Genomic DNA, 17,720 nt, shown 5'->3' with positions numbered 1-17,720 from the left:
AAGTTTTTAGGGTTATAACCCTAAATAAATCCATAAATTCAGATTCTTTTAGGGTTATAAGCCGAAAAATAAATAAAAGAAATATGACTAAATCCGATTTATTACCAAATAAAGAAAGTACCTTTACCCGACTAATTAATAAAAAATGGAAATAACCGATTTAAAACAAATGACAAAGGAAGAAGTTTTCAATTTCATCAGACAACGCCTTTCTTTCAGTAAAGAGCTGCAAGAACAATTCAGGCATGTGAATAAAGACGATCTCGCAAAAGAACATCGCAGATTCGAAATGTCCGGAAATGAATCAAAGACAGGCCAATGCACGATTTTCAACACAGCGATTCTGAACGAGTTTGCCGATCTTGGCATCTATGATTATACTTCTTATCTTTTTCTCGACTTCCACAATGGCACTCCAACCGTTTATCTCAAATACTTCTCCGAAAATGAAAATTTGGAATATACATTTACCGGATATACCACAACGGAAATCATCTTTGCAATTCTTGAACTGACTATCTTCTCCGGAAAGCCCAAAAGAAATCGCAGCTAAAAAAAGAATTGCACGGAAAGACAATACGAGGTCAAAAGACTTTTATGGCTTTCATTTAGGCACGGATTACACGGGTTTCACGGTTCCATTAGACTAAAACCGCGAAATCCGTGTAATCCGTACCTAAATAATATCAATCTAATAGATGGTTTTACTTTTGGCTCCCTCCTTTTTATCATCACATTATATTTGCCACCCGTATAGCATATTTACCATCTTTATACCATACTCTCTATTCTCATACCATATTTCCTGCATTTATTTCCTCTTTTCCATCCTATTCCGAAAAAAACATATATCTTTGTCACACGCTTTCTGCCCATCAGCGTGATGAAACAGGCAAAAGCGTTTTTTTATTCCTTAATGGAGTAAATAACGTATTGTCTCTCAAACTTAAAAATTAGCAGTTTTTTCACACCGAGAGATGATACAACAGATACTCCACGTAGATAGTCGTATATCAACATATCGATTAGAGATTTGTTATATATAAACGTTTGGCGTGGGTGTCTGTTGTTTATCATTATCTGGTGAAGGGTGTTGCTAAGCCTTAAGTTTAGATAATGGTACAACAGCACTCACGCTTTTATTGTATCCGGTCGGTTTCAACAATCCTTATACCCCAACCAATTCCCCAGCCGACCGAAATCATAAAAATCGTGGGTGTTCGTTGCACCTCTCCGGACAATACGTTATTTACTCCTTTTTTATAACACATTAAAACAAAAGCGATATGCCAAAATGGATTAGTGTAGAAAAAGCAGTGATTAAGTATCACATCGAAAAAGAAGCGATCCTGCTTTGGGTGGAAATGGGACAATTCCCTATGTTATACATAGACAATGTTCCGAATGTTGACGAAGAATGTATTCTGGAACTCTTTCGCCGAAGTAAAGCCGGCATTACAGCAGAATATATTGATACGCTGGAACAACTGTGTATAGACAAAACGATGGTCTGCGAGAAATACGCCCACATTATTCAATTGAAAGAAAAGGAAATTCAGCTGCAGAAGGAAATAAATACGTTGATAAACGAAATACAGGCAGCAATGAAGAGACAAAATGAACGGATCCGGGATTTGAAAAAAGCGATTGGAGAGAATAATAATGTTATACGTAGCGACAGTTGGATAAAAAGGCTGCGCAAAAGGTTTCAATGGTGAATAATTATCAGTGTACCAATTACCATGTGGGACATTATTGCACGGTTTTCACCACAGAGGATAAGGAGGGCCGTCCTTTGCCCTTTGCAGCCTATTCCCATTCCCTCCACAGCTTTCTTTAAACTCCTCCATAAGCTCTTTAAAGCCTATATTCAAACAATGAAAAATACAAAATATTTTATTCCATTTATTTAACTAATCATCCATTATATAAGTAATTTTATCCTTTGTAAAGTCAAGTAAATTCACTACATTTACACCACTAACAAGAACTGAAATGTGAGCATTTCAGCACAAAGAAATCTGTATGAAAAAAACGATGAAGAATGACAGTTGCCTGACGGTTTCCCGTCGGGCAGCTATTATCCGCCAAGATGCGGAAGAGAATTACGGCACACTGTTGACACTGGGAGAATCTATGCGCCGTGCATACCAAGTAGAAGAACTGATAGACCGGATGAGATGGGACAACGCCGATTTCTGCCTGCAACGAACAGACGGAACCTGCCTTTCCATTACAGGGACACTGACAGAATATGAACACTATTTCGGCCGCCCCTACTACGAAAACCCCTCCAACAGGTTTCTCCCATACTATGACGTGCATTGTAGAAAATGGCTTACGTGTCGAGTGGCAGGGATTGTATTCGGCTCTTCTGTGAAAAAAAATTAATTTCATGGATTAAATAAGGAAAGTTGTAGGACATATACGAAATAAAGTAGTTACTTTGCAACCGCAAGTAAGAGAAAAAATCATGTCAATGCTGCTTCCTTGTTTTTTGACAGAGGCAGTTATCTGTTTTTCCAGCATTGCTTTTTCAGAACTTCGGAATTAAATCTCCCCTGCTCCGAAAATTCCCTATATTACAGATTACATACACGAAGAGAATACTCCGATTCCATCATGAAGAATGAGTACGATATTTGCTGCTTTCCAAAGAAGTGGCCGGATTCTTCGTATCTGTATTTTCAGAAAAATAGAATTTAAAACAGAAACTAATATATTTTATTATGACAACATCTAATTCAGCAAATACCAAACAATCGAACAACGCATCACAAAAGAGAAAACCGATTCATAACGGTTACTTCAATCATCCCACTTCTTCTTCCAGCAATATACCCATGAGTATTTTGATACGGGAACAAGGACTGGAAATATACGGACTATACTGGGTGATGCTCGAAGAAGCTCATGCACAGCTTAAATGCTGCGTCAATATCCAGACAATGGAAATCATCGCCAATATATTCCATGCCCAACCCGAACATCTTGAGCTCCTCTACCACCATTATTTCCGGCGTCCCGGCAAAGGATACAACTCGCATATACTCTATGCCGACTTTTGCGAAGAATCTGCCATCAGAAGTTATTTCCCGCACCCCCTACTGGCATACACCGACAACGAACTGCTGCGGATGATTATGCAAGACGGACTAAAAGCCTACGGACTATATTGGCTTGTGATGGAAAAGCTCTATCAACAGCCACAACATTTTCTGGCACCGCAAACTGCTTCCTTCATCCAGAACCTTTATGATGTGAGCGACGAACTGATGGAAAGTGTATTATACAATTACGGACTCTTTTATCTGGATGAGAAAATGAACCTCCATTCTAAAGCAATAGACGATTATAGGGAAGCACTTGACAACATGGAAGATGAAAAAAAGCGCAACACGAAACCGCACGTCAATAACTCTCTGAAAGCCAACGGAAATGCAGAGGATTTTAACACTCGGGAAATAAAAAAAACGTCAAATATACAGAAAAATCCATCCCCCATTATAAATAAAGAAATAAACAAAAAAAATTCTTCTTCTGAAGAAAGCGGAAAAGAAAAAGAAGAAGAAAATGGTTTGAAGGTGACGGACTTGAACGCTGTGACACCCGATATGCGCCCCAACGCATGGGAAGAAAATCTACAGGAGGCAATGAACGACACATCCTGGTATGAAGTCGTAGCCATTCAGTCGGGCATCCCCCGGCTGATGATGGAAGAAAAAGAATGGTTCTTCAACTATTTACGGGAGCAAATCATCTTACGGGGGAATGAAAGCTCGATGAACAGCCTGCACGAAATAAAAAACTATTTCGCCAATCTCACCCGGCAGGGAAGCCATGTGTCATCCACAACGCAGGTGGCACTGAAGAAGTTTCTCAAAAACCGGCAAGAGCAACAGCAATGTTCGCCCTACGAAACCATCACCAACGGAATACGTACCTACGACGGGCATCCCATCCCCGCTTATGCCAAGCCGCGACCTTCGGCGGCACATATCTGGAATCCGGTGACGAACGAATGGACACGATAGCATATTATCTCTCAATCATTTACTAAATATGGATAGATTCAAAGAACTGGGTATTGATACCCACGGTCGCACAAGCGGCAAAATGAAAACAAAATGTCCCTGGTGTCATGCCCAACGGACGGATAAGCGTGATAAATCACTAAGTGTCAACCTCGATACCAAACTGTATTTGTGCCACTACTGCGGCGCACACGGTTCGGCAGCCATATATGCCGGAAAAGGCAGAAAGCTGGGTGATCCGTTGGTCAAATTTCCAACGGCAACAGGTAGCAACTCCAGTTGTCCGCCCACTGAAAAGCCGCACGGCGACCCAGAGCAAGGGGCACTCACACAAAAGCAAATTGAATGGTGTCGTGACGTCCGCCACATTCCGCCGGAAGTATTGGTGGAAGCTGGCGTGGCTTTCGCCTCCATTTCGATGCCTATATCCGGAAAGGAGAAAGGTTGGGAAAAGAGGGACTGTCTCTGCTTCAACTTTTTTGAAAACGGGGAATTGGTGAACACGAAGTTCCGCGACTCACAAAAGCACTTCAAATTGCTGCAAGGAGCGCGCACCATCCCTTACAACATCGACGCCATCCGCGACACGCCGGAGTGCATCCTCGTGGAAGGGGAATTTGATGCCCTCTCCTACATGGCTGTCGGCCGGACGGATGTCATTTCCGTGCCGAACGGTGCCAACAGTCAACTGGACTGGCTGGACGAATTGTCGGAATCTCATTTCGAGCAGAAACAAGTGATTTATCTGTCGGTGGACACCGACCGCAAGGGACGGGAACTGTGCCGGGAACTCTCCCGACGGCTGGGGGTAGACCGCTGCCGTATCGTCACCTACGGCGAAGCATACAAGGACGCCAACGAACTGCTCGTGGCGGAAGGCCCGGACGCACTACTGAAGGCACTGGAGGACGCTCCCATCCCCCGCCTGGAAGGTACGTTTACGGCAGAAGACTTACGGGAGGGATTGCACCAACTGTTTGAAGAGGGGTATACCTCGGGCGTGGAATTGGGAATACCGAATCTGGACGAAATCATGAGGCTGGAAACGGGGCGGGTGCTCACCGTCACCGGTATTCCCGGACATGGCAAATCGGACTTTGTGGATGAGATAGTGCTCCGGCTCTGCACCCGCCAAGATTGGCGAGCGGGATATTTCAGTCCGGAGAACACGCCAATCGAGTATCATCATGCCAAACTGGCGGAGAAACTGCTGGGACACCGTTTCCGCAAAGATTTCTCTACGGAGGAGGAATTCGCCCGCGTAGTGGATTATCTTTCGCAACGCGTCTGGCACATTCTTCCGGACGGGGATTTCACACTGGGCAACGTCTTGTCAAAGGCACGCGAACTGGTGCACCGTCACGGCATCCGTGTGTTTGTCATCGACCCGTACAATTACATCAACCATCAGATCCCGGCAGGCATGACGGAGACAGGGTATATCGGTTCATTCATGAATAGTCTGGCACGTTTTGCCCGGCTCAACTCCTGCCTCGTCATTCTGGTGGCGCATCCGAGAAAGATGAACAAGCAATACGGCACGCAGAAAACGGAAGTTCCCACCATGTATGACATCAACGGCTCGGCCAACTTTTTCAACATGACGGACTACGGAATAGTGGTAGACCGTCAGGATGAAATGGGGATCGTGTATATACACGTCGAGAAAACCCGTTTCCGTAATTTCGGAACAAAGGGAAACGCAGCGTTCTGCTACGATGTGACCAACGGAAGATATTCCCCTTGTACGCCGCCACCCGAACCGGGCATGCAGGTGCAACCGTGGAAGGGAGCCAAAGACTTATTCTCGTCAGAGGGATGGATTTAGGGATTAAGGCTCTCCCAAATACTTCTCAATCAGCTCCACCTGCAACGGTGTGAGCCAATGTATCCAAAATGCCCAGCCGGTAGCTTCGAGAGCCTCCAGCAGCTCCCGGTTTCGGCGGATGCATTTATTTAAATGTCTTCTTGCCACATCGGCACTTGCATACGGCATATAGAGTAATGCCAATTCCGTTTTCTTCATAGATTTTCTTCTTTTAATTTATTATTTACGTCATGTAAAGATACTGTTTTTTGCGTAGAAATGCAAGCAAATACACAGATATTCAAGCGTTTGCCTTCACTTACCGGCAGATACCGTTTCATGTTTCCTCCCCTGCCGGTTGGGGTATCTTTGCTACTGTAAAAGAGACAGAAAACGTTCGTTTACTGACTCAATAAAATCTTATTTATTCACTTAAAAAGGAGGAAATCAGTATGTTGATTTACAAAGCGGTTCAGTCCAATATCGCATCGAAGGACAAAAAGAAGAAATGGCATCCCTGCCTGATTAAAATGGGAAACGTAGTGGATACGCAAATGATTGGCGAAACGATTGCCGAACGGTCATCACTGACGGCCGGTGACGTGCACAACGTGATCCGAAACCTGATGGCAGTGATGCGCGAGCAGTTGCTCAACAGCAGGACAGTGAAGCTCGAAGGATTGGGCACATTTACCATGGTGTGCCAGTCACGCTGCAAGGGGGTGGATGCGGAAGCCGATGTTAGTCCGGCACAAATCACGGGATTGCGTTGCCAGTTTACCCCGGAATATACGCGGGATGCCGGTGGAAATATCACCCGTGCGCTGATTCAGGGAGCGTCATATATCCACGTCAACCAGTTGACGAAAGCACTGGGAACGGGAGGCGGTGGAAACGCCGGCGGTTCGGGTGATGACAAACCGGGCGGCGGTGGTCAGGAAGCGCCCGATCCGGCAGCGTAATATAGTAGGTGATAGAGGATAGTGTGGTATGGAAAGGAGGTGTTGAATTATGAAGAAATCCATTTGGAATACGATTTTAAAAGTCGTCATTGCGGTTGCTACTGCTATTGCAGGCGTCATTGGAGGTCAGAACCTGATGATGTAAAATGAAACAAAAGAGTTGGACGGGAATTTTACCTTAGAAACGGTAAAGTTCCCGTTTTTTTGTGTTCCATATAAAGGTTAAGAGGCAGGATATGAAAAGACAGGAATATTGAACATAAATAAACAGGAGTTGTTTTAGTATATTATTCGCTATTTATCAACGCAAAACCTCTAAACATCAACGTGGTATATGAAAAAGAAATTTGGATTCGTCCTGGCGGCTGCAATCTTGCTGGCTGGCTGCGGACAGAAAAAAGAAACGACAACGACAACTGCACGTCCCGTAAAGACTACGATTGTCGAGTCAAGATCGATTATCAGAAAAGATTTCTCGGGAATCGTGGAAGCGGTGGAATATGTGAAGCTGGCTTTCCGGGTCAACGGACAAATCATTCAGCTTCCTGTCATCGAAGGGCAGAAAGTGAAAAAAGGACAGCTCATCGCGGCTATCGACCCCAGAGACATCGCGTTGCAATATGCCGCCACGAAATCGGCATACGAAACGGCTTCGGCACAAGTGGAACGTAACAAACGGCTCCTCTCCCGGCAAGCGATCTCCGTGCAGGAATATGAAATCAGCCTCGCCAACTTCCAGAAGGCGAAGTCTGAATACGAACTGTCTGCCAACAATATGCGCGACACCAAGCTGACAGCTCCTTTCGACGGTTCTATCGAAAAACGACTGGTGGAAAACTATCAGCGTGTCAACTCCGGTGAGGGTATCGTGCAGCTTGTCAATACACACAATCTGCGTATCAAATTCACCATTCCGGATGCGTATCTTTATTTGTTGCGCGCCAAAGACCCGCGTTTCCTTGTAGAGTTCGACACATTTAAAGGACACGTGTTTCAAGCGAAACTGGAAGAATATCTTGATATTTCTACGGATGGCACAGGAATTCCGGTCAGCATCACGATTGACGATCCGTCATTCGACCGCGATCTGTATGCTGTGAAACCCGGTTTCACGTGCAGCATCCGTTTCACGGCAGATGTAGGTCCGTTGGTGCAGGATAGCTGGACGATCGTACCGCTTAGTGCCGTATTCGGCGAAAGCGAAGGGAATAAAATGTATGTCTGGGTGGTAGAAGACAACAAAGTCCACAAACGGGAAGTGACCGTCAACGCCCCGACCGGAGAAGCACAGGCGCTCATCTCGGAAGGTTTGAAACCCGGTGAAAAAATCGTCATAGCAGGCGTATACCAACTAGTAGAAGGAGAATCTATCACAACTGTTGACAGGTGATAGTTGGTAAATGATTATGTAATCATTTATCCGCTGTCATTCATCAATTATCAACGATCATTTATTATGAGTTTAGCCAAATATTCATTAGATAATACGAAAATCATCTATTTCTTTCTTGCTGTATTGCTGATTGGGGGAATCACTTCCTTCGGCAAGCTGGGTAAGAAAGAGGATGCTCCTTTCGTCATAAAGTCGGCGGTTATTATGACCCGCTATCCGGGTGCCGAACCGGCAGAAGTGGAGCGGTTGATTACCGAGCCTATCTCTCGTGAAATTCAAAGTATGAGCGGTGTGTACAAGATAAAATCAGAATCGATGTACGGGCTCTCAAAAATCACATTCGAGTTGCAACCTTCCTTGTCGGCAAGCTCCATTCCGCAGAAGTGGGATGAGTTGCGACGGAAGGTGCTAAATATACAGCCACAATTGCCGAGCGGTGCTTCCGCACCGACGGTTTCCGATGATTTCGGCGACGTGTTCGGTATCTATTACGGTCTGACGGCGGACGACGGTTACACATACGAAGAGATGCGCAACTGGGCGGAACGGATCAAGACGCAGGTAGTGACGGCGGACGGGGTGATGAAAGTCGCCCTGTTCGGGACGCAGACGGAGGTGGTCAATATTTTTATTTCCACCAATAAGCTCGTAGGTATGGGCATCGACCCGAAACAGCTTGCCAGTCTGTTGCAATCGCAGAACCAGATTATCAATACCGGAGAAATCCGTGCCGGCGAGCAACAGCTCCGGGTGACTGCCAACGGTATGTATACCACCGTAGACGATATCCGCAACCAGGTGATTACCACCAAAGCCGGACAGGTGAAACTGGGCGATATCGCCGTCATCGAAAAAGGGTACATGGACCCTCCATCCAACATCATGCACGTGAACGGCAAACGTGCCATCGGCATCGGCGTCTCCACCGACCCGCAACGGGACGTGGTGCAGACGGGCAAAAACGTGAAAGCCAAACTGGACGAATTGTTGCCACTGATGCCTGTGGGACTGGAACTGCAAAGCCTGTATCTGGAGAACGAAATTGCCAACGAAGCCAACAACGGATTTATCATCAATCTGATCGAATCGATTCTGATTGTTATTGTGATTATCATGTTGGTGATGGGTTTGCGCGCAGGTGTACTGATCGGCTCGTCACTGATTTTCTCTATTGGCGGCACATTGCTTATCATGTCTTTCTTCGGTGTCGGGCTGAACCGTACTTCGTTAGCGGGATTTATCATCGCCATGGGGATGCTGGTGGATAACGCCATCGTGGTAACGGACAACGCACAGATTGCCATCGCCCGCGGAGTAGACCGGCGGAAAGCGCTGATAGACGGCGCAACCGGTCCGCAATGGGGATTGCTTGGGGCTACGTTCATCGCTATCTGTTCGTTCCTCCCGCTCTACCTTGCTCCTTCTGCCGTGGCGGAAATCGTGAAACCGCTTTTTGTGGTGCTTGCCATCTCGCTGGGATTGAGCTGGGTGCTCGCGCTGACGCAGACCACTGTTTTCGGTAATTTCATCCTGAAAGCGAAAGCAAAGGACGGCACGAAAGACCCGTATGACAAACCGTTCTATCACAAATTCGCCTCCATCCTCCGCACGCTAATTCGCAGGAAAACATTGACACTGGGTTCGATGGTAGTGCTCTTTGTTGCTTCGCTGGTTATCATGGGAATGATGCCGCAAAACTTCTTCCCTTCTCTCGATAAGCCTTATTTCCGGGCGGACGTGTTTTATCCCGACGGGTATAGCATCAATGACGTAGTGAAAGAGATGAAATCCGTGGAAGAGCATCTGGCAAAGCAGCCGGAAGTGAAGAAAGTGTCAATCACCTTCGGCAGCACGCCGTTAAGGTATTACCTCGCTTCTACTTCGGTAGGTCCGAAACCGAATTTTGCCAATGTATTGGTTGAATTGACGGACAGTAAATATACAAAAGAGTATGAAGAAGATTTCGACGCGTACATGAAGGCGAATTATCCGAATGCGATTACCCGCACCAGTCTGTTTAAACTGTCGCCTGCGGTGGATGCCGCTATCGAAATCGGGTTTATCGGTCCGAATGTAGACACGCTTGTGGCGCTCACCAACCAGGCTTTGGAGATTATGCACCGGAATCCGGATTTAATCAATGTGCGCAATTCGTGGGGAAATAAAGTTCCTGTATGGAAGCCTGTATATAGTCCCGAACGGGCGCAACCGTTAGGGGTATCGCGTCAGGGAATGGCACAAAGTATACAGATCGGAACCACAGGTATGACACTTGGAGAGTACCGGCAGGGCGATCAGGTGCTTCCTATCTTATTGAAGGATAACACGGTGGATTCGTTCCGCATCAACGACCTGCGCACGTTGCCCGTGTTCGGCACGGGGAATGAAACGACCAGTCTGGAACAGGTGGTATCGGAATTTGATTTCCAATATCGTTTCTCGAATGTGAAGGATTACAACCGGCAAATGGTGATGATGGCGCAATGCGATCCGCGTCGCGGAGTGAATGCGATTGCTGCTTTCAATGAGGTTTGGCCGCTGGTGCAGAAAGAGATTAAAGTGCCGGAGGGGTATACGATGAAGTATTTCGGGGAACAGGAAAGTCAGGTGGAGTCTAACGAGGCGTTGGCCAAGAATTTACCGTTGACGTTCTTCCTGATGTTCGTCACGCTGTTGTTCCTGTTCAGAACGTATCGTAAGCCGACAGTGATCTTGTTGATGTTACCGCTTATTTTTATCGGTATCGTTTTGGGATTGGTGTTGCTAGGCAAGTCGTTCGACTTCTTCTCCATCCTTGGTTTGCTCGGACTGATTGGGATGAATATCAAAAATGCGATTGTACTGGTGGAACAGATTGATCTGGAAGCAAAAACGGGCAAAAAACCGTTGGATGCTGTTGTCAGTGCTACAACGAGTCGTATTGTCCCCGTAGCAATGGCGTCCGGCACTACCATTCTGGGTATGTTGCCATTGTTGTTCGACGCGATGTTCGGCGGTATGGCGGCTACGATTATGGGAGGCCTGTTGGTGGCTTCGGCTCTGACGCTGTTTGTTCTTCCGGTAGCTTATTGTGCCATTCAAAGAATCAAAGGCTAATTGCCTTCTCTTATATGAAACTTGAATTTATTGTATAGATTGAATAAAATGAAAACTCAACTTATAACTCTGTCTCTGCTGCTCCTCGGTCTCACTGCCGGGGCACAGCAGCCCTATTATCTTAGCCGGGAAGCTTACCGGGATAAAGTGGAAGCTTACAGTCAAATTCTGAAGCAACAGAAACTAAAGACGATGGCAAGTACGGAAGCACGGAAGATTGCTCACACGGGATTCTTGCCAAAAATTGATGTCAATGCGGACGGTACTCTCAACATGAGCGACCTTAATGCATGGAACGAACCGATAGGCGAATACCGCAACCACACCTATCAAGGTGTATTTATCGTCTCGCAACCGTTGTACACGGGCGGGGCACTCAACGCCCAGCACAAGATTGCCAAAGCGGACGAAAAGCTGAATCAACTAAATGAGGAGCTTACCATCGACCAGATTCATTATCAGAGCGATGCAGTTTATTGGAATGCTTCCGCTTCACAGGCTATGTTGCAGGCGGCGGACAAGTATCAAAGTATTGTGAAGCAACAGTATGACATCATTCAGGATCGTTTCAACGACGGGATGATTAGTCGAACGGACTTATTAATGATTTCCACCCGGTTGAAAGAAGCGGAATTGCAATATATCAAGGCGCGTCAGAATTATACCCTGGCGCTGCAAAAGCTGAATATCCTGATGGGAGAAGAGCCGAACAATCCCGTAGACAGTCTGTACACGATTGACACGGCTTCCGCTCCGGTGCAGATACTTTCTCTGGAGAATGTACTGCAACGTCGCGCGGATTACGAAAGTACGGAAGTAAACATCATGAAAAGTCAGGCGCAACGCAAAGCGGCTCTTAGCCAGTTCAACCCGCAATTGAATATGTATTTCAGCGGTGGATGGGCTACAGCTACACCTAACCTCGGTTATGATGTTTCTTTCAATCCCATCGTCGGCATTAACCTGAATATACCGATCTTCCGTTGGGGAGCCCGGTTCAAAACAAACCGTCAGCAGAAAGCGTATATCAGCATACAGAAACTGCAACAAAGTTATGTGACGGATAATATCAACGAGGAACTTTCTGCCGCCCTGACCAAACTGACGGAAACGGAATATCAAGTGAAAACCGCCAAAGAGACTATGAGTCTGGCTAATGAAAATCTTGATTTGGTTTCTTTCTCGTATAATGAGGGAAAGGCAAACATGGTGGATGTACTCTCCGCACAATTGTCATGGACGCAGGCGCACACCAATCTGATTAATGCGTATCTGTCGGAAAAGATGGCGGTAGCGGAATACAGAAAGGTTATCAGTGAATAAATTTAGAAACAAAAGAAACTTATTCACAAAGTCTTAGTCTTATAAAAGAAAATCGTCCTGCCATCACGCAACCGTGAAACAGGACGATTTCTTTTTATATCATAAGGACTACAAAATACCGTTTTGCTTCAGGATATCTTCTATTTCCTTATCTGTGATATTTGCACGTTCTGACTTATCATAAATAGTGAGCAATTTTATCTCTGTATCTATTTCTGTCCAGATTATCGTATAGGTTATCACCCGTGCACCTCCACTTTTACCTTTATTTTTCGAAGTTATCGCTATACGTATTTTACGAAGATTATTGCCCAAACTGACTCCTTGTTCAGGATTTAATAACAAATCATTTCCAAAATTCCTAAGATCTTCTTTCAACGATTTATACCGTTTTGACAAATGCTTCATTTCCCTTAAAAATTCGAGGGTAACGCTTATTCTATATTTCATTAAGGGCATCATCTAATGACTTAAACTCCAACTTACCCTCCAGATTCAGTTTCAGTTCCTTACACGCCTGATCTAAGCTTGCCAGAATCTCCGCCTTTGTCTGGTAGGGAGCTGCTTCCTCTGCGACAACATTCGTTTGCTCTTCTTCACAACTCAACATCGATTTCACTCTCCGCAGAATAGCGACATCATCCACATCCAGAATCCGCCGAATCAGTTCGTTCTTTTCGGCTTCCAATGACATTGCACTCATACGCTTGCTATTTTTACTGTTATACATTCACACAAAGATAACGCTATCAAACGAATCTTCCAAGTGTGAATGTATAAAAAGTCTTTTTCAGGCAGGAATTACCTTACGCAAGGAAGGAGATCAACACACCCGCAGCTACGGCAGAACCGATTACTCCGGAGATGTTGCTTGCCATGCAATACTGCAATACGTGATTCTTCGGATCGTATTTCAAAGCAATCTCATTGGCTACACGGCTCGCCATCGGAACGGCACTCAAACCAGTGGCGCCGATAAGCGGATTGATTTTCTTCTTCGAGAAGAGATTTACCAGTTTCACAAAGAAAATACCACCGGTTATAGAAAGTGCAAATGCAAGGAATCCACCGATCACAATACCGATTGTTGTCCAGTTGAGGAATGCTTCGGCTGTCATCGTTGCTCCTACGGACAGTCCGAGGAAGATGGTGGCAGCATTCATGATACTATTAGAAGCGGCATCGAACAAGCGGAATGTGTTGGTTCCGATTTCTTTCACCAGATTACCAAACATCAACATACCCACCAAAGGCACTGCACTTGGCACGAAGAGGGCAACAATAGTAGTTACCACGATCGGGAAGATAATCTTCAACACACGCAGGTTCTTGATTTCAGTCTTCGAAGGGTACTTCTTTTCCTGTTCTTTCATGTTGATGCTCAACTCTTTCTTCGTACAGAACAGCTTCACTACCAGCGGAATAATCACCGGAACGAGCGCCATGTACGAATAAGCGGCAATGGCAATCGGGCCCAGCAAATGCGGCGCCAGTTTGATGGTGGTAAAGATGGCTGTCGGACCATCCGCGCCACCGATAATGCCCAGAGAAGCGGCTTCCTGTGGAGTGAATCCCATCAGGATGGCTACCAGCAATACGGTAAAGATACCCAACTGTGCAGCTGCACCGAATATAGAAAGATGCAGGTTACGCAACATCGGCCCGAAGTCCGTCAGCGCACCGACACCCATAAAGATGATCGGAGGCAGGAAACCTGTTTTAATCAACATATAGTAGATGAAGTTCATGATTCCCAGTTCGTGGGCAATGTCATGCAAAGGCATTTCCCAGATGTTCTTCAACACTCCGTTTACCATCACCATACCATTTTCGTCGGCCTGAATCACGCCCATATCTCCTCCGGGGAAGTTGGCTAGCAACACACCGAAAGCGATGGGGACAAGCAGCAACGGCTCGTACTGTTTCTTAATACCCAAATAGAGCAGAACGAACGCGATGGCATACATTATCAGGAACTGCGGTTCGGCAATGATATTACTGAACGCAGTCATGTCATATAAGTTCTCAAATATTTCGTTCATTATCCTATCTTCATTAATACGTCATCTTCTGAAACAGCATCTCCCGGGTTGACACAGATAGCAGTCACTGTACCGCCAAACTCTGCACGGATGGCATTGTAGGTCTTCATCGCTTCTACATAGCAGATTACATCACCTTCTTTCACAGTGTCACCTACTTGCAAAGGAGTTTCCTGCGCACCTTTCACTAAGAAGAACTTGCCTTCCAACGGAGAAAGTACTTCTTTACCCTCTCCTGCCGGAGCAGTGGCAGCACCCGCAGGAGCAGCAGGTAGTTCGGCATCACCGTATGCTACCGTCACACGATAAGCCTGTCCGTCCACTTGTACGGTCAGTGTCTTCGGTTTGGCATCTTCTTCCGGAGATTTATCTTTTTCGGCACGACGTTTGGCTACGTCTTCCAGGAAGTCTTCTTTTGCTTTGCCACTCTTGTAAGCCTCATATTGAGCCGGGTGCATAGCATATTCGAAGAGTTCTTCGTCGTCCTGTCCCACTTCCCATTTGTTCTCTTTCATCAGTTTGCGATATTTGTCGAGAGCATCAGGATAGTTATTCTGCGGATCACCTTCAAAGAACTTACGGCCTTCACGTTCTGCCTTTTCAATGATTTCGGGAGCAAGTTTGCCCGGCAGACGTCCGGCTTTACCCAGAATCATATCCCAGATATCATCGGCAATCATTCCCCAACGTTCTTTTCCTTTTTCCATTGCCATCACGTTCATCATGGCGAGGTTCTTCACGTATTGGCTGAACGGAGTCACCAATGGAGGATAACCGACACGAGGCCATACGTAAGCTACTTCATCAAAGAGCTTGATGAGCAACTGGTCTTGTGTCATAAACGGCAGATTGTGTTTTGCCTTATATTTATTGATTGATTCCAAATTGGATTCGAGGTCGGCCATCAAACTACCCATCATACCGCCGGGAAGTCCGGGAGCAATCAGCAAGGAATTCATCAGACGGTTTTTCGGGCTGATATACAAGCCGAGGAAGTCGTCCATAAATTCCTGAATCATGCCGCGCACTTTCATGTAGGCTTCCATATTGATTTCGGGCACTTGATATCCGGCGTCTTTCAACATCGCCTGCACACTAAGCAAGTCAGCATGGCCTGTTCCCCAGGATAGCGGTTCCATGCCTACGTCGATGTAGTCGCAACCGGCTTCGCATACTTCGAGGATGCTTGCCATATTGAATCCGGGACCTGCATGACTGTGATACTGAACGGGGATTTCGGGATGTGCCGCCTTGATATTTGCTACGATCTTACCTAACGATACGGGACGACCGATACCTGCCATGTCTTTGATACAGATTTCGTCTGCTCCCAGTTTGATGAGTTCCAGCGCCATATTGGTGTAGTACTCTACGGTATGGATAGGCGAATGAGTGATGCAAAGCGAGCATTGTGAAATCATGCCTGCTTCCTTTGCGTATGTGATGGAAGGAGCGATGTTACGCACGTCGTTCAATCCGCAGAACGTACGGGTAATGTCTGTTCCTTGTGCTTTCTTTACTTTGTAGAATAATTTGCGGACGTCTGCCGGAACGGGGCTCATACGGAGTCCGTTCAGTGCGCGGTCGAGCATGTGGGTTTGAATACCGGCTTCGTGGAACGGTTTTGTCCATTCGCGTACCGCTTTATTCGGGTTTTCACCAAACAATAAATTTACCTGTTCAAAACCTCCGCCGTTTGTTTCTACGCGGGCAAAACAGCCCATTTCAATGATGGCAGGAGCTACCTTTACGAGTTGGTCTACACGAGGTACGTATTTTCCGGCAGATTGCCACATATCTCGGAAAACCAAACTAAACTTTACTTCTCTTTTCATGTCTTTCAGTGATATTCTTTATAGATTTATAATTTTTCTACTTTAGTGATTTTTCCTTTACCTTGTGTCACCACATTTACAGCAGCTGTAATGGCGGCTAAGATGTTTCCCGGAACAGGGGCAGGACCTTGCGATGCTTCCCGCTTCACAGGAACCACTTCTTCAGGAGCATACTTGTTGACTAATGTAATCAACAACTTACCTAAATAAATCACAATCAGCAGAATAACAAACACGGTAGCCATTCCGACCACCATCAGCAGGATCGCTGTTTCGATATTTTCCATATAATAAACTATTAGTATTTTAAGTTGTTCGTCTAAAAAGCGTCCGAAAATACCAAATTTTTATTATAAAATAAATTAAGAAAGGAATATAATGTATAAAAACGTCATTTCTCTGATTGGAAAACTGGGGAAGTTTAATGATTTATGATTTATGATTTAGCGTGCCATCCACATCTAAACTAAATTCCCATTTATCTTATTTATTATCTGCTTCTATTGCACAACCCAAATAGTAAATGGTAAATAGTCCAATAGTAAATCGTCCTATCTATTGTTCCTACAAAAAAATGTGAGAGAAAGCCCCTCAACTTTCTCTCACACTCTGATAAAACAATTATTAAATAAAAATACTCAATGATAGACCGGTTCAGCCCTTTTCTGGTTTCATACTCTCTTAACCTACTATTAAACTACCAGATAAAACCGGCCTTGTTAAACCTCTCATGCGCCATCACGGCTTTCATTCTTTTAATTAGCGTAGCAGTCTAGTTGAAAAAACCTTTTTTTAAGCCAACTAAGTCTGTTTAATCGGAAAAAACAAGCCTCTAAAGCTCATATCACGTCCGATGAGGGAGTCTTTCCGGCTTACGTTTGTGGCAGGAATAATTCATCTGCCGCTGTCTATTGTTTGCTTTGAGCCCTAGTTTGCATTTCTAAAACATTGTTTGTTTTGGGTTAAATTTAAATTTTATAAAAAGCATCTATTGTTTGTTTTGAGTTTAGCTTGTAATTCTCTATAAAACATCTATTGTTTGTTCTGAATCCCGGCCTTATTTCTGCCGGATAATTTCTAATTTCTTCTACAACATTTAATCTTCTAATCAATTCTACCGTTTTCTTCAAATATCATTAAATAGCTCATCTATTAGAAAGAGAAGCATCTGTTGTTTTTTTACCAAGAAAAAATGAAGAAAATTTGAAGAAAAACAAAAAAGCTCTCT

17 protein-coding genes are annotated in these 17,720 nt (G+C 45.2%); 11 read left to right on the top strand and 6 right to left on the bottom strand.

Annotation, left to right across the window (positions count from 1 at the left end; genetic code table 11):
- Positions 1 to 145 precede the first annotated feature (145 nt).
- From BSAG_RS13815 to BSAG_RS13835, 5 genes are all read left to right on the top strand, one after another.
- On the top strand, positions 146 to 553 hold the full coding sequence (locus BSAG_RS13815; protein ID WP_004304410.1) for a hypothetical protein: 408 nt from the start codon (positions 146 to 148) through the stop codon (positions 551 to 553).
- 733 nt (positions 554 to 1,286) lie between these two features.
- Positions 1,287 to 1,718, top strand: coding sequence for a hypothetical protein (locus tag BSAG_RS13820; protein ID WP_004314211.1), 432 nt, complete (start codon positions 1,287 to 1,289; stop codon positions 1,716 to 1,718).
- A 307-nt stretch (positions 1,719 to 2,025) separates the two neighbouring features.
- Positions 2,026 to 2,391: an SH3 beta-barrel fold-containing protein gene (locus BSAG_RS13825; RefSeq protein ID WP_004311392.1), complete on the top strand. Its 366-nt coding sequence runs from the start codon at positions 2,026 to 2,028 to the stop codon at positions 2,389 to 2,391.
- Between the two features lie 338 nt (positions 2,392 to 2,729).
- A complete protein-coding gene (locus tag BSAG_RS13830) occupies positions 2,730 to 4,034 on the top strand; it encodes a Lin1244/Lin1753 domain-containing protein (protein WP_004314209.1) in 1,305 nt (434 codons plus the stop codon).
- A gap of 28 nt (positions 4,035 to 4,062) precedes the next feature.
- Positions 4,063 to 5,862, top strand: a complete 1,800-nt coding sequence (locus BSAG_RS13835; protein ID WP_004314206.1) for a toprim domain-containing protein — start codon at positions 4,063 to 4,065, stop codon at positions 5,860 to 5,862.
- 3 nt (positions 5,863 to 5,865) lie between these two features.
- On the opposite strand, the gene BSAG_RS13840 is transcribed toward BSAG_RS13835, so the two are convergent.
- Positions 5,866 to 6,060, bottom strand: coding sequence for a DUF4248 domain-containing protein (locus BSAG_RS13840; protein ID WP_004304415.1), 195 nt, complete (start codon positions 6,058 to 6,060; stop codon positions 5,866 to 5,868).
- A gap of 50 nt (positions 6,061 to 6,110) precedes the next feature.
- Between BSAG_RS13840 and BSAG_RS24940 the strand changes: the two genes are divergently transcribed.
- The 6 genes from BSAG_RS24940 to BSAG_RS13860 all read left to right on the top strand — a co-directional run bounded on the left by BSAG_RS24940 (position 6,111) and on the right by BSAG_RS13860 (position 12,615).
- Positions 6,111 to 6,257, top strand: a complete 147-nt coding sequence (locus BSAG_RS24940) for a hypothetical protein (RefSeq protein WP_008771318.1) — start codon at positions 6,111 to 6,113, stop codon at positions 6,255 to 6,257.
- A 36-nt stretch (positions 6,258 to 6,293) separates the two neighbouring features.
- Complete coding sequence (locus tag BSAG_RS13845; protein WP_004314204.1) at positions 6,294 to 6,803, top strand: HU family DNA-binding protein; 510 nt, start codon at positions 6,294 to 6,296, stop codon at positions 6,801 to 6,803.
- A 49-nt stretch (positions 6,804 to 6,852) separates the two neighbouring features.
- Positions 6,853 to 6,948 carry a smalltalk protein gene (locus BSAG_RS24935; RefSeq protein WP_149939068.1) on the top strand — a complete coding sequence of 32 codons (96 nt, stop codon included), beginning with the start codon at positions 6,853 to 6,855 and terminating at the stop codon, positions 6,946 to 6,948.
- Positions 6,949 to 7,137: 189 nt separating this feature from the next.
- Positions 7,138 to 8,193 (top strand): efflux RND transporter periplasmic adaptor subunit, encoded by a 1,056-nt coding sequence (locus tag BSAG_RS13850; RefSeq protein ID WP_004304417.1) that lies wholly within the window; start codon positions 7,138 to 7,140, stop codon positions 8,191 to 8,193.
- A 66-nt stretch (positions 8,194 to 8,259) separates the two neighbouring features.
- On the top strand, positions 8,260 to 11,292 hold the full coding sequence (locus BSAG_RS13855) for an efflux RND transporter permease subunit (protein WP_004314201.1): 3,033 nt from the start codon (positions 8,260 to 8,262) through the stop codon (positions 11,290 to 11,292).
- 48 nt (positions 11,293 to 11,340) lie between these two features.
- Positions 11,341 to 12,615: a TolC family protein gene (locus BSAG_RS13860; protein WP_008018467.1), complete on the top strand. Its 1,275-nt coding sequence runs from the start codon at positions 11,341 to 11,343 to the stop codon at positions 12,613 to 12,615.
- 108 nt (positions 12,616 to 12,723) lie between these two features.
- On the opposite strand, the gene BSAG_RS13865 is transcribed toward BSAG_RS13860, so the two are convergent.
- The 5 genes from BSAG_RS13865 to BSAG_RS13885 form a co-directional block, all read right to left on the bottom strand.
- A complete protein-coding gene (locus BSAG_RS13865) occupies positions 12,724 to 13,065 on the bottom strand; it encodes a type II toxin-antitoxin system RelE/ParE family toxin (RefSeq protein WP_004300933.1) in 342 nt (113 codons plus the stop codon).
- Positions 13,055 to 13,318, bottom strand: coding sequence for a hypothetical protein (locus BSAG_RS13870; RefSeq protein ID WP_004304421.1), 264 nt, complete (start codon positions 13,316 to 13,318; stop codon positions 13,055 to 13,057). The genes BSAG_RS13865 and BSAG_RS13870 overlap by 11 nt, the downstream gene beginning before the upstream one ends.
- Positions 13,319 to 13,421: 103 nt before the next feature.
- Entirely contained in the window at positions 13,422 to 14,657 is a 1,236-nt protein-coding gene (locus BSAG_RS13875; RefSeq protein ID WP_004300937.1) for a sodium ion-translocating decarboxylase subunit beta, read from the bottom strand.
- Positions 14,657 to 16,492, bottom strand: coding sequence for a biotin/lipoyl-containing protein (locus tag BSAG_RS13880; RefSeq protein WP_008771317.1), 1,836 nt, complete (start codon positions 16,490 to 16,492; stop codon positions 14,657 to 14,659). The genes BSAG_RS13875 and BSAG_RS13880 overlap by 1 nt, the downstream gene beginning before the upstream one ends.
- Positions 16,493 to 16,518: 26 nt before the next feature.
- On the bottom strand, positions 16,519 to 16,779 hold the full coding sequence (locus BSAG_RS13885; RefSeq protein WP_004300941.1) for an OadG family protein: 261 nt from the start codon (positions 16,777 to 16,779) through the stop codon (positions 16,519 to 16,521).
- Positions 16,780 to 17,720 lie beyond the last annotated feature (941 nt).

Origin of the sequence: Bacteroides sp. D1 (genome assembly GCF_000157095.2) — a bacterium.
GTDB classification, from domain to species: domain Bacteria; phylum Bacteroidota; class Bacteroidia; order Bacteroidales; family Bacteroidaceae; genus Bacteroides; species Bacteroides xylanisolvens.
This window is presented reverse-complemented; position numbering and strand designations above follow the sequence as displayed.

Excerpts from the sequence above, each read along its gene's own strand:
- BSAG_RS13815 (WP_004304410.1), top strand. The coding sequence starts at position 146 with ATGGAAATAACCGATTTAAAACAAATGACAAAGGAAGAAGTTTTCAAT.
- BSAG_RS13820 (WP_004314211.1), top strand. The coding sequence starts at position 1,287 with ATGCCAAAATGGATTAGTGTAGAAAAAGCAGTGATTAAGTATCACATC.
- BSAG_RS13825 (WP_004311392.1), top strand. The coding sequence starts at position 2,026 with ATGAAAAAAACGATGAAGAATGACAGTTGCCTGACGGTTTCCCGTCGG.
- BSAG_RS13830 (WP_004314209.1), top strand. The coding sequence starts at position 2,730 with ATGACAACATCTAATTCAGCAAATACCAAACAATCGAACAACGCATCA.
- BSAG_RS13835 (WP_004314206.1), top strand. The coding sequence starts at position 4,063 with ATGGATAGATTCAAAGAACTGGGTATTGATACCCACGGTCGCACAAGC.
- BSAG_RS13840 (WP_004304415.1), bottom strand. The coding sequence starts at position 6,060 with ATGAAGAAAACGGAATTGGCATTACTCTATATGCCGTATGCAAGTGCC.
- BSAG_RS13845 (WP_004314204.1), top strand. The coding sequence starts at position 6,294 with ATGTTGATTTACAAAGCGGTTCAGTCCAATATCGCATCGAAGGACAAA.
- BSAG_RS24935 (WP_149939068.1), top strand. The coding sequence starts at position 6,853 with ATGAAGAAATCCATTTGGAATACGATTTTAAAAGTCGTCATTGCGGTT.
- BSAG_RS13850 (WP_004304417.1), top strand. The coding sequence starts at position 7,138 with ATGAAAAAGAAATTTGGATTCGTCCTGGCGGCTGCAATCTTGCTGGCT.
- BSAG_RS13855 (WP_004314201.1), top strand. The coding sequence starts at position 8,260 with ATGAGTTTAGCCAAATATTCATTAGATAATACGAAAATCATCTATTTC.
- BSAG_RS13860 (WP_008018467.1), top strand. The coding sequence starts at position 11,341 with ATGAAAACTCAACTTATAACTCTGTCTCTGCTGCTCCTCGGTCTCACT.
- BSAG_RS13865 (WP_004300933.1), bottom strand. The coding sequence starts at position 13,065 with ATGAAATATAGAATAAGCGTTACCCTCGAATTTTTAAGGGAAATGAAG.
- BSAG_RS13870 (WP_004304421.1), bottom strand. The coding sequence starts at position 13,318 with ATGAGTGCAATGTCATTGGAAGCCGAAAAGAACGAACTGATTCGGCGG.
- BSAG_RS13875 (WP_004300937.1), bottom strand. The coding sequence starts at position 14,657 with ATGAACGAAATATTTGAGAACTTATATGACATGACTGCGTTCAGTAAT.
- BSAG_RS13880 (WP_008771317.1), bottom strand. The coding sequence starts at position 16,492 with ATGAAAAGAGAAGTAAAGTTTAGTTTGGTTTTCCGAGATATGTGGCAA.
- BSAG_RS13885 (WP_004300941.1), bottom strand. The coding sequence starts at position 16,779 with ATGGAAAATATCGAAACAGCGATCCTGCTGATGGTGGTCGGAATGGCT.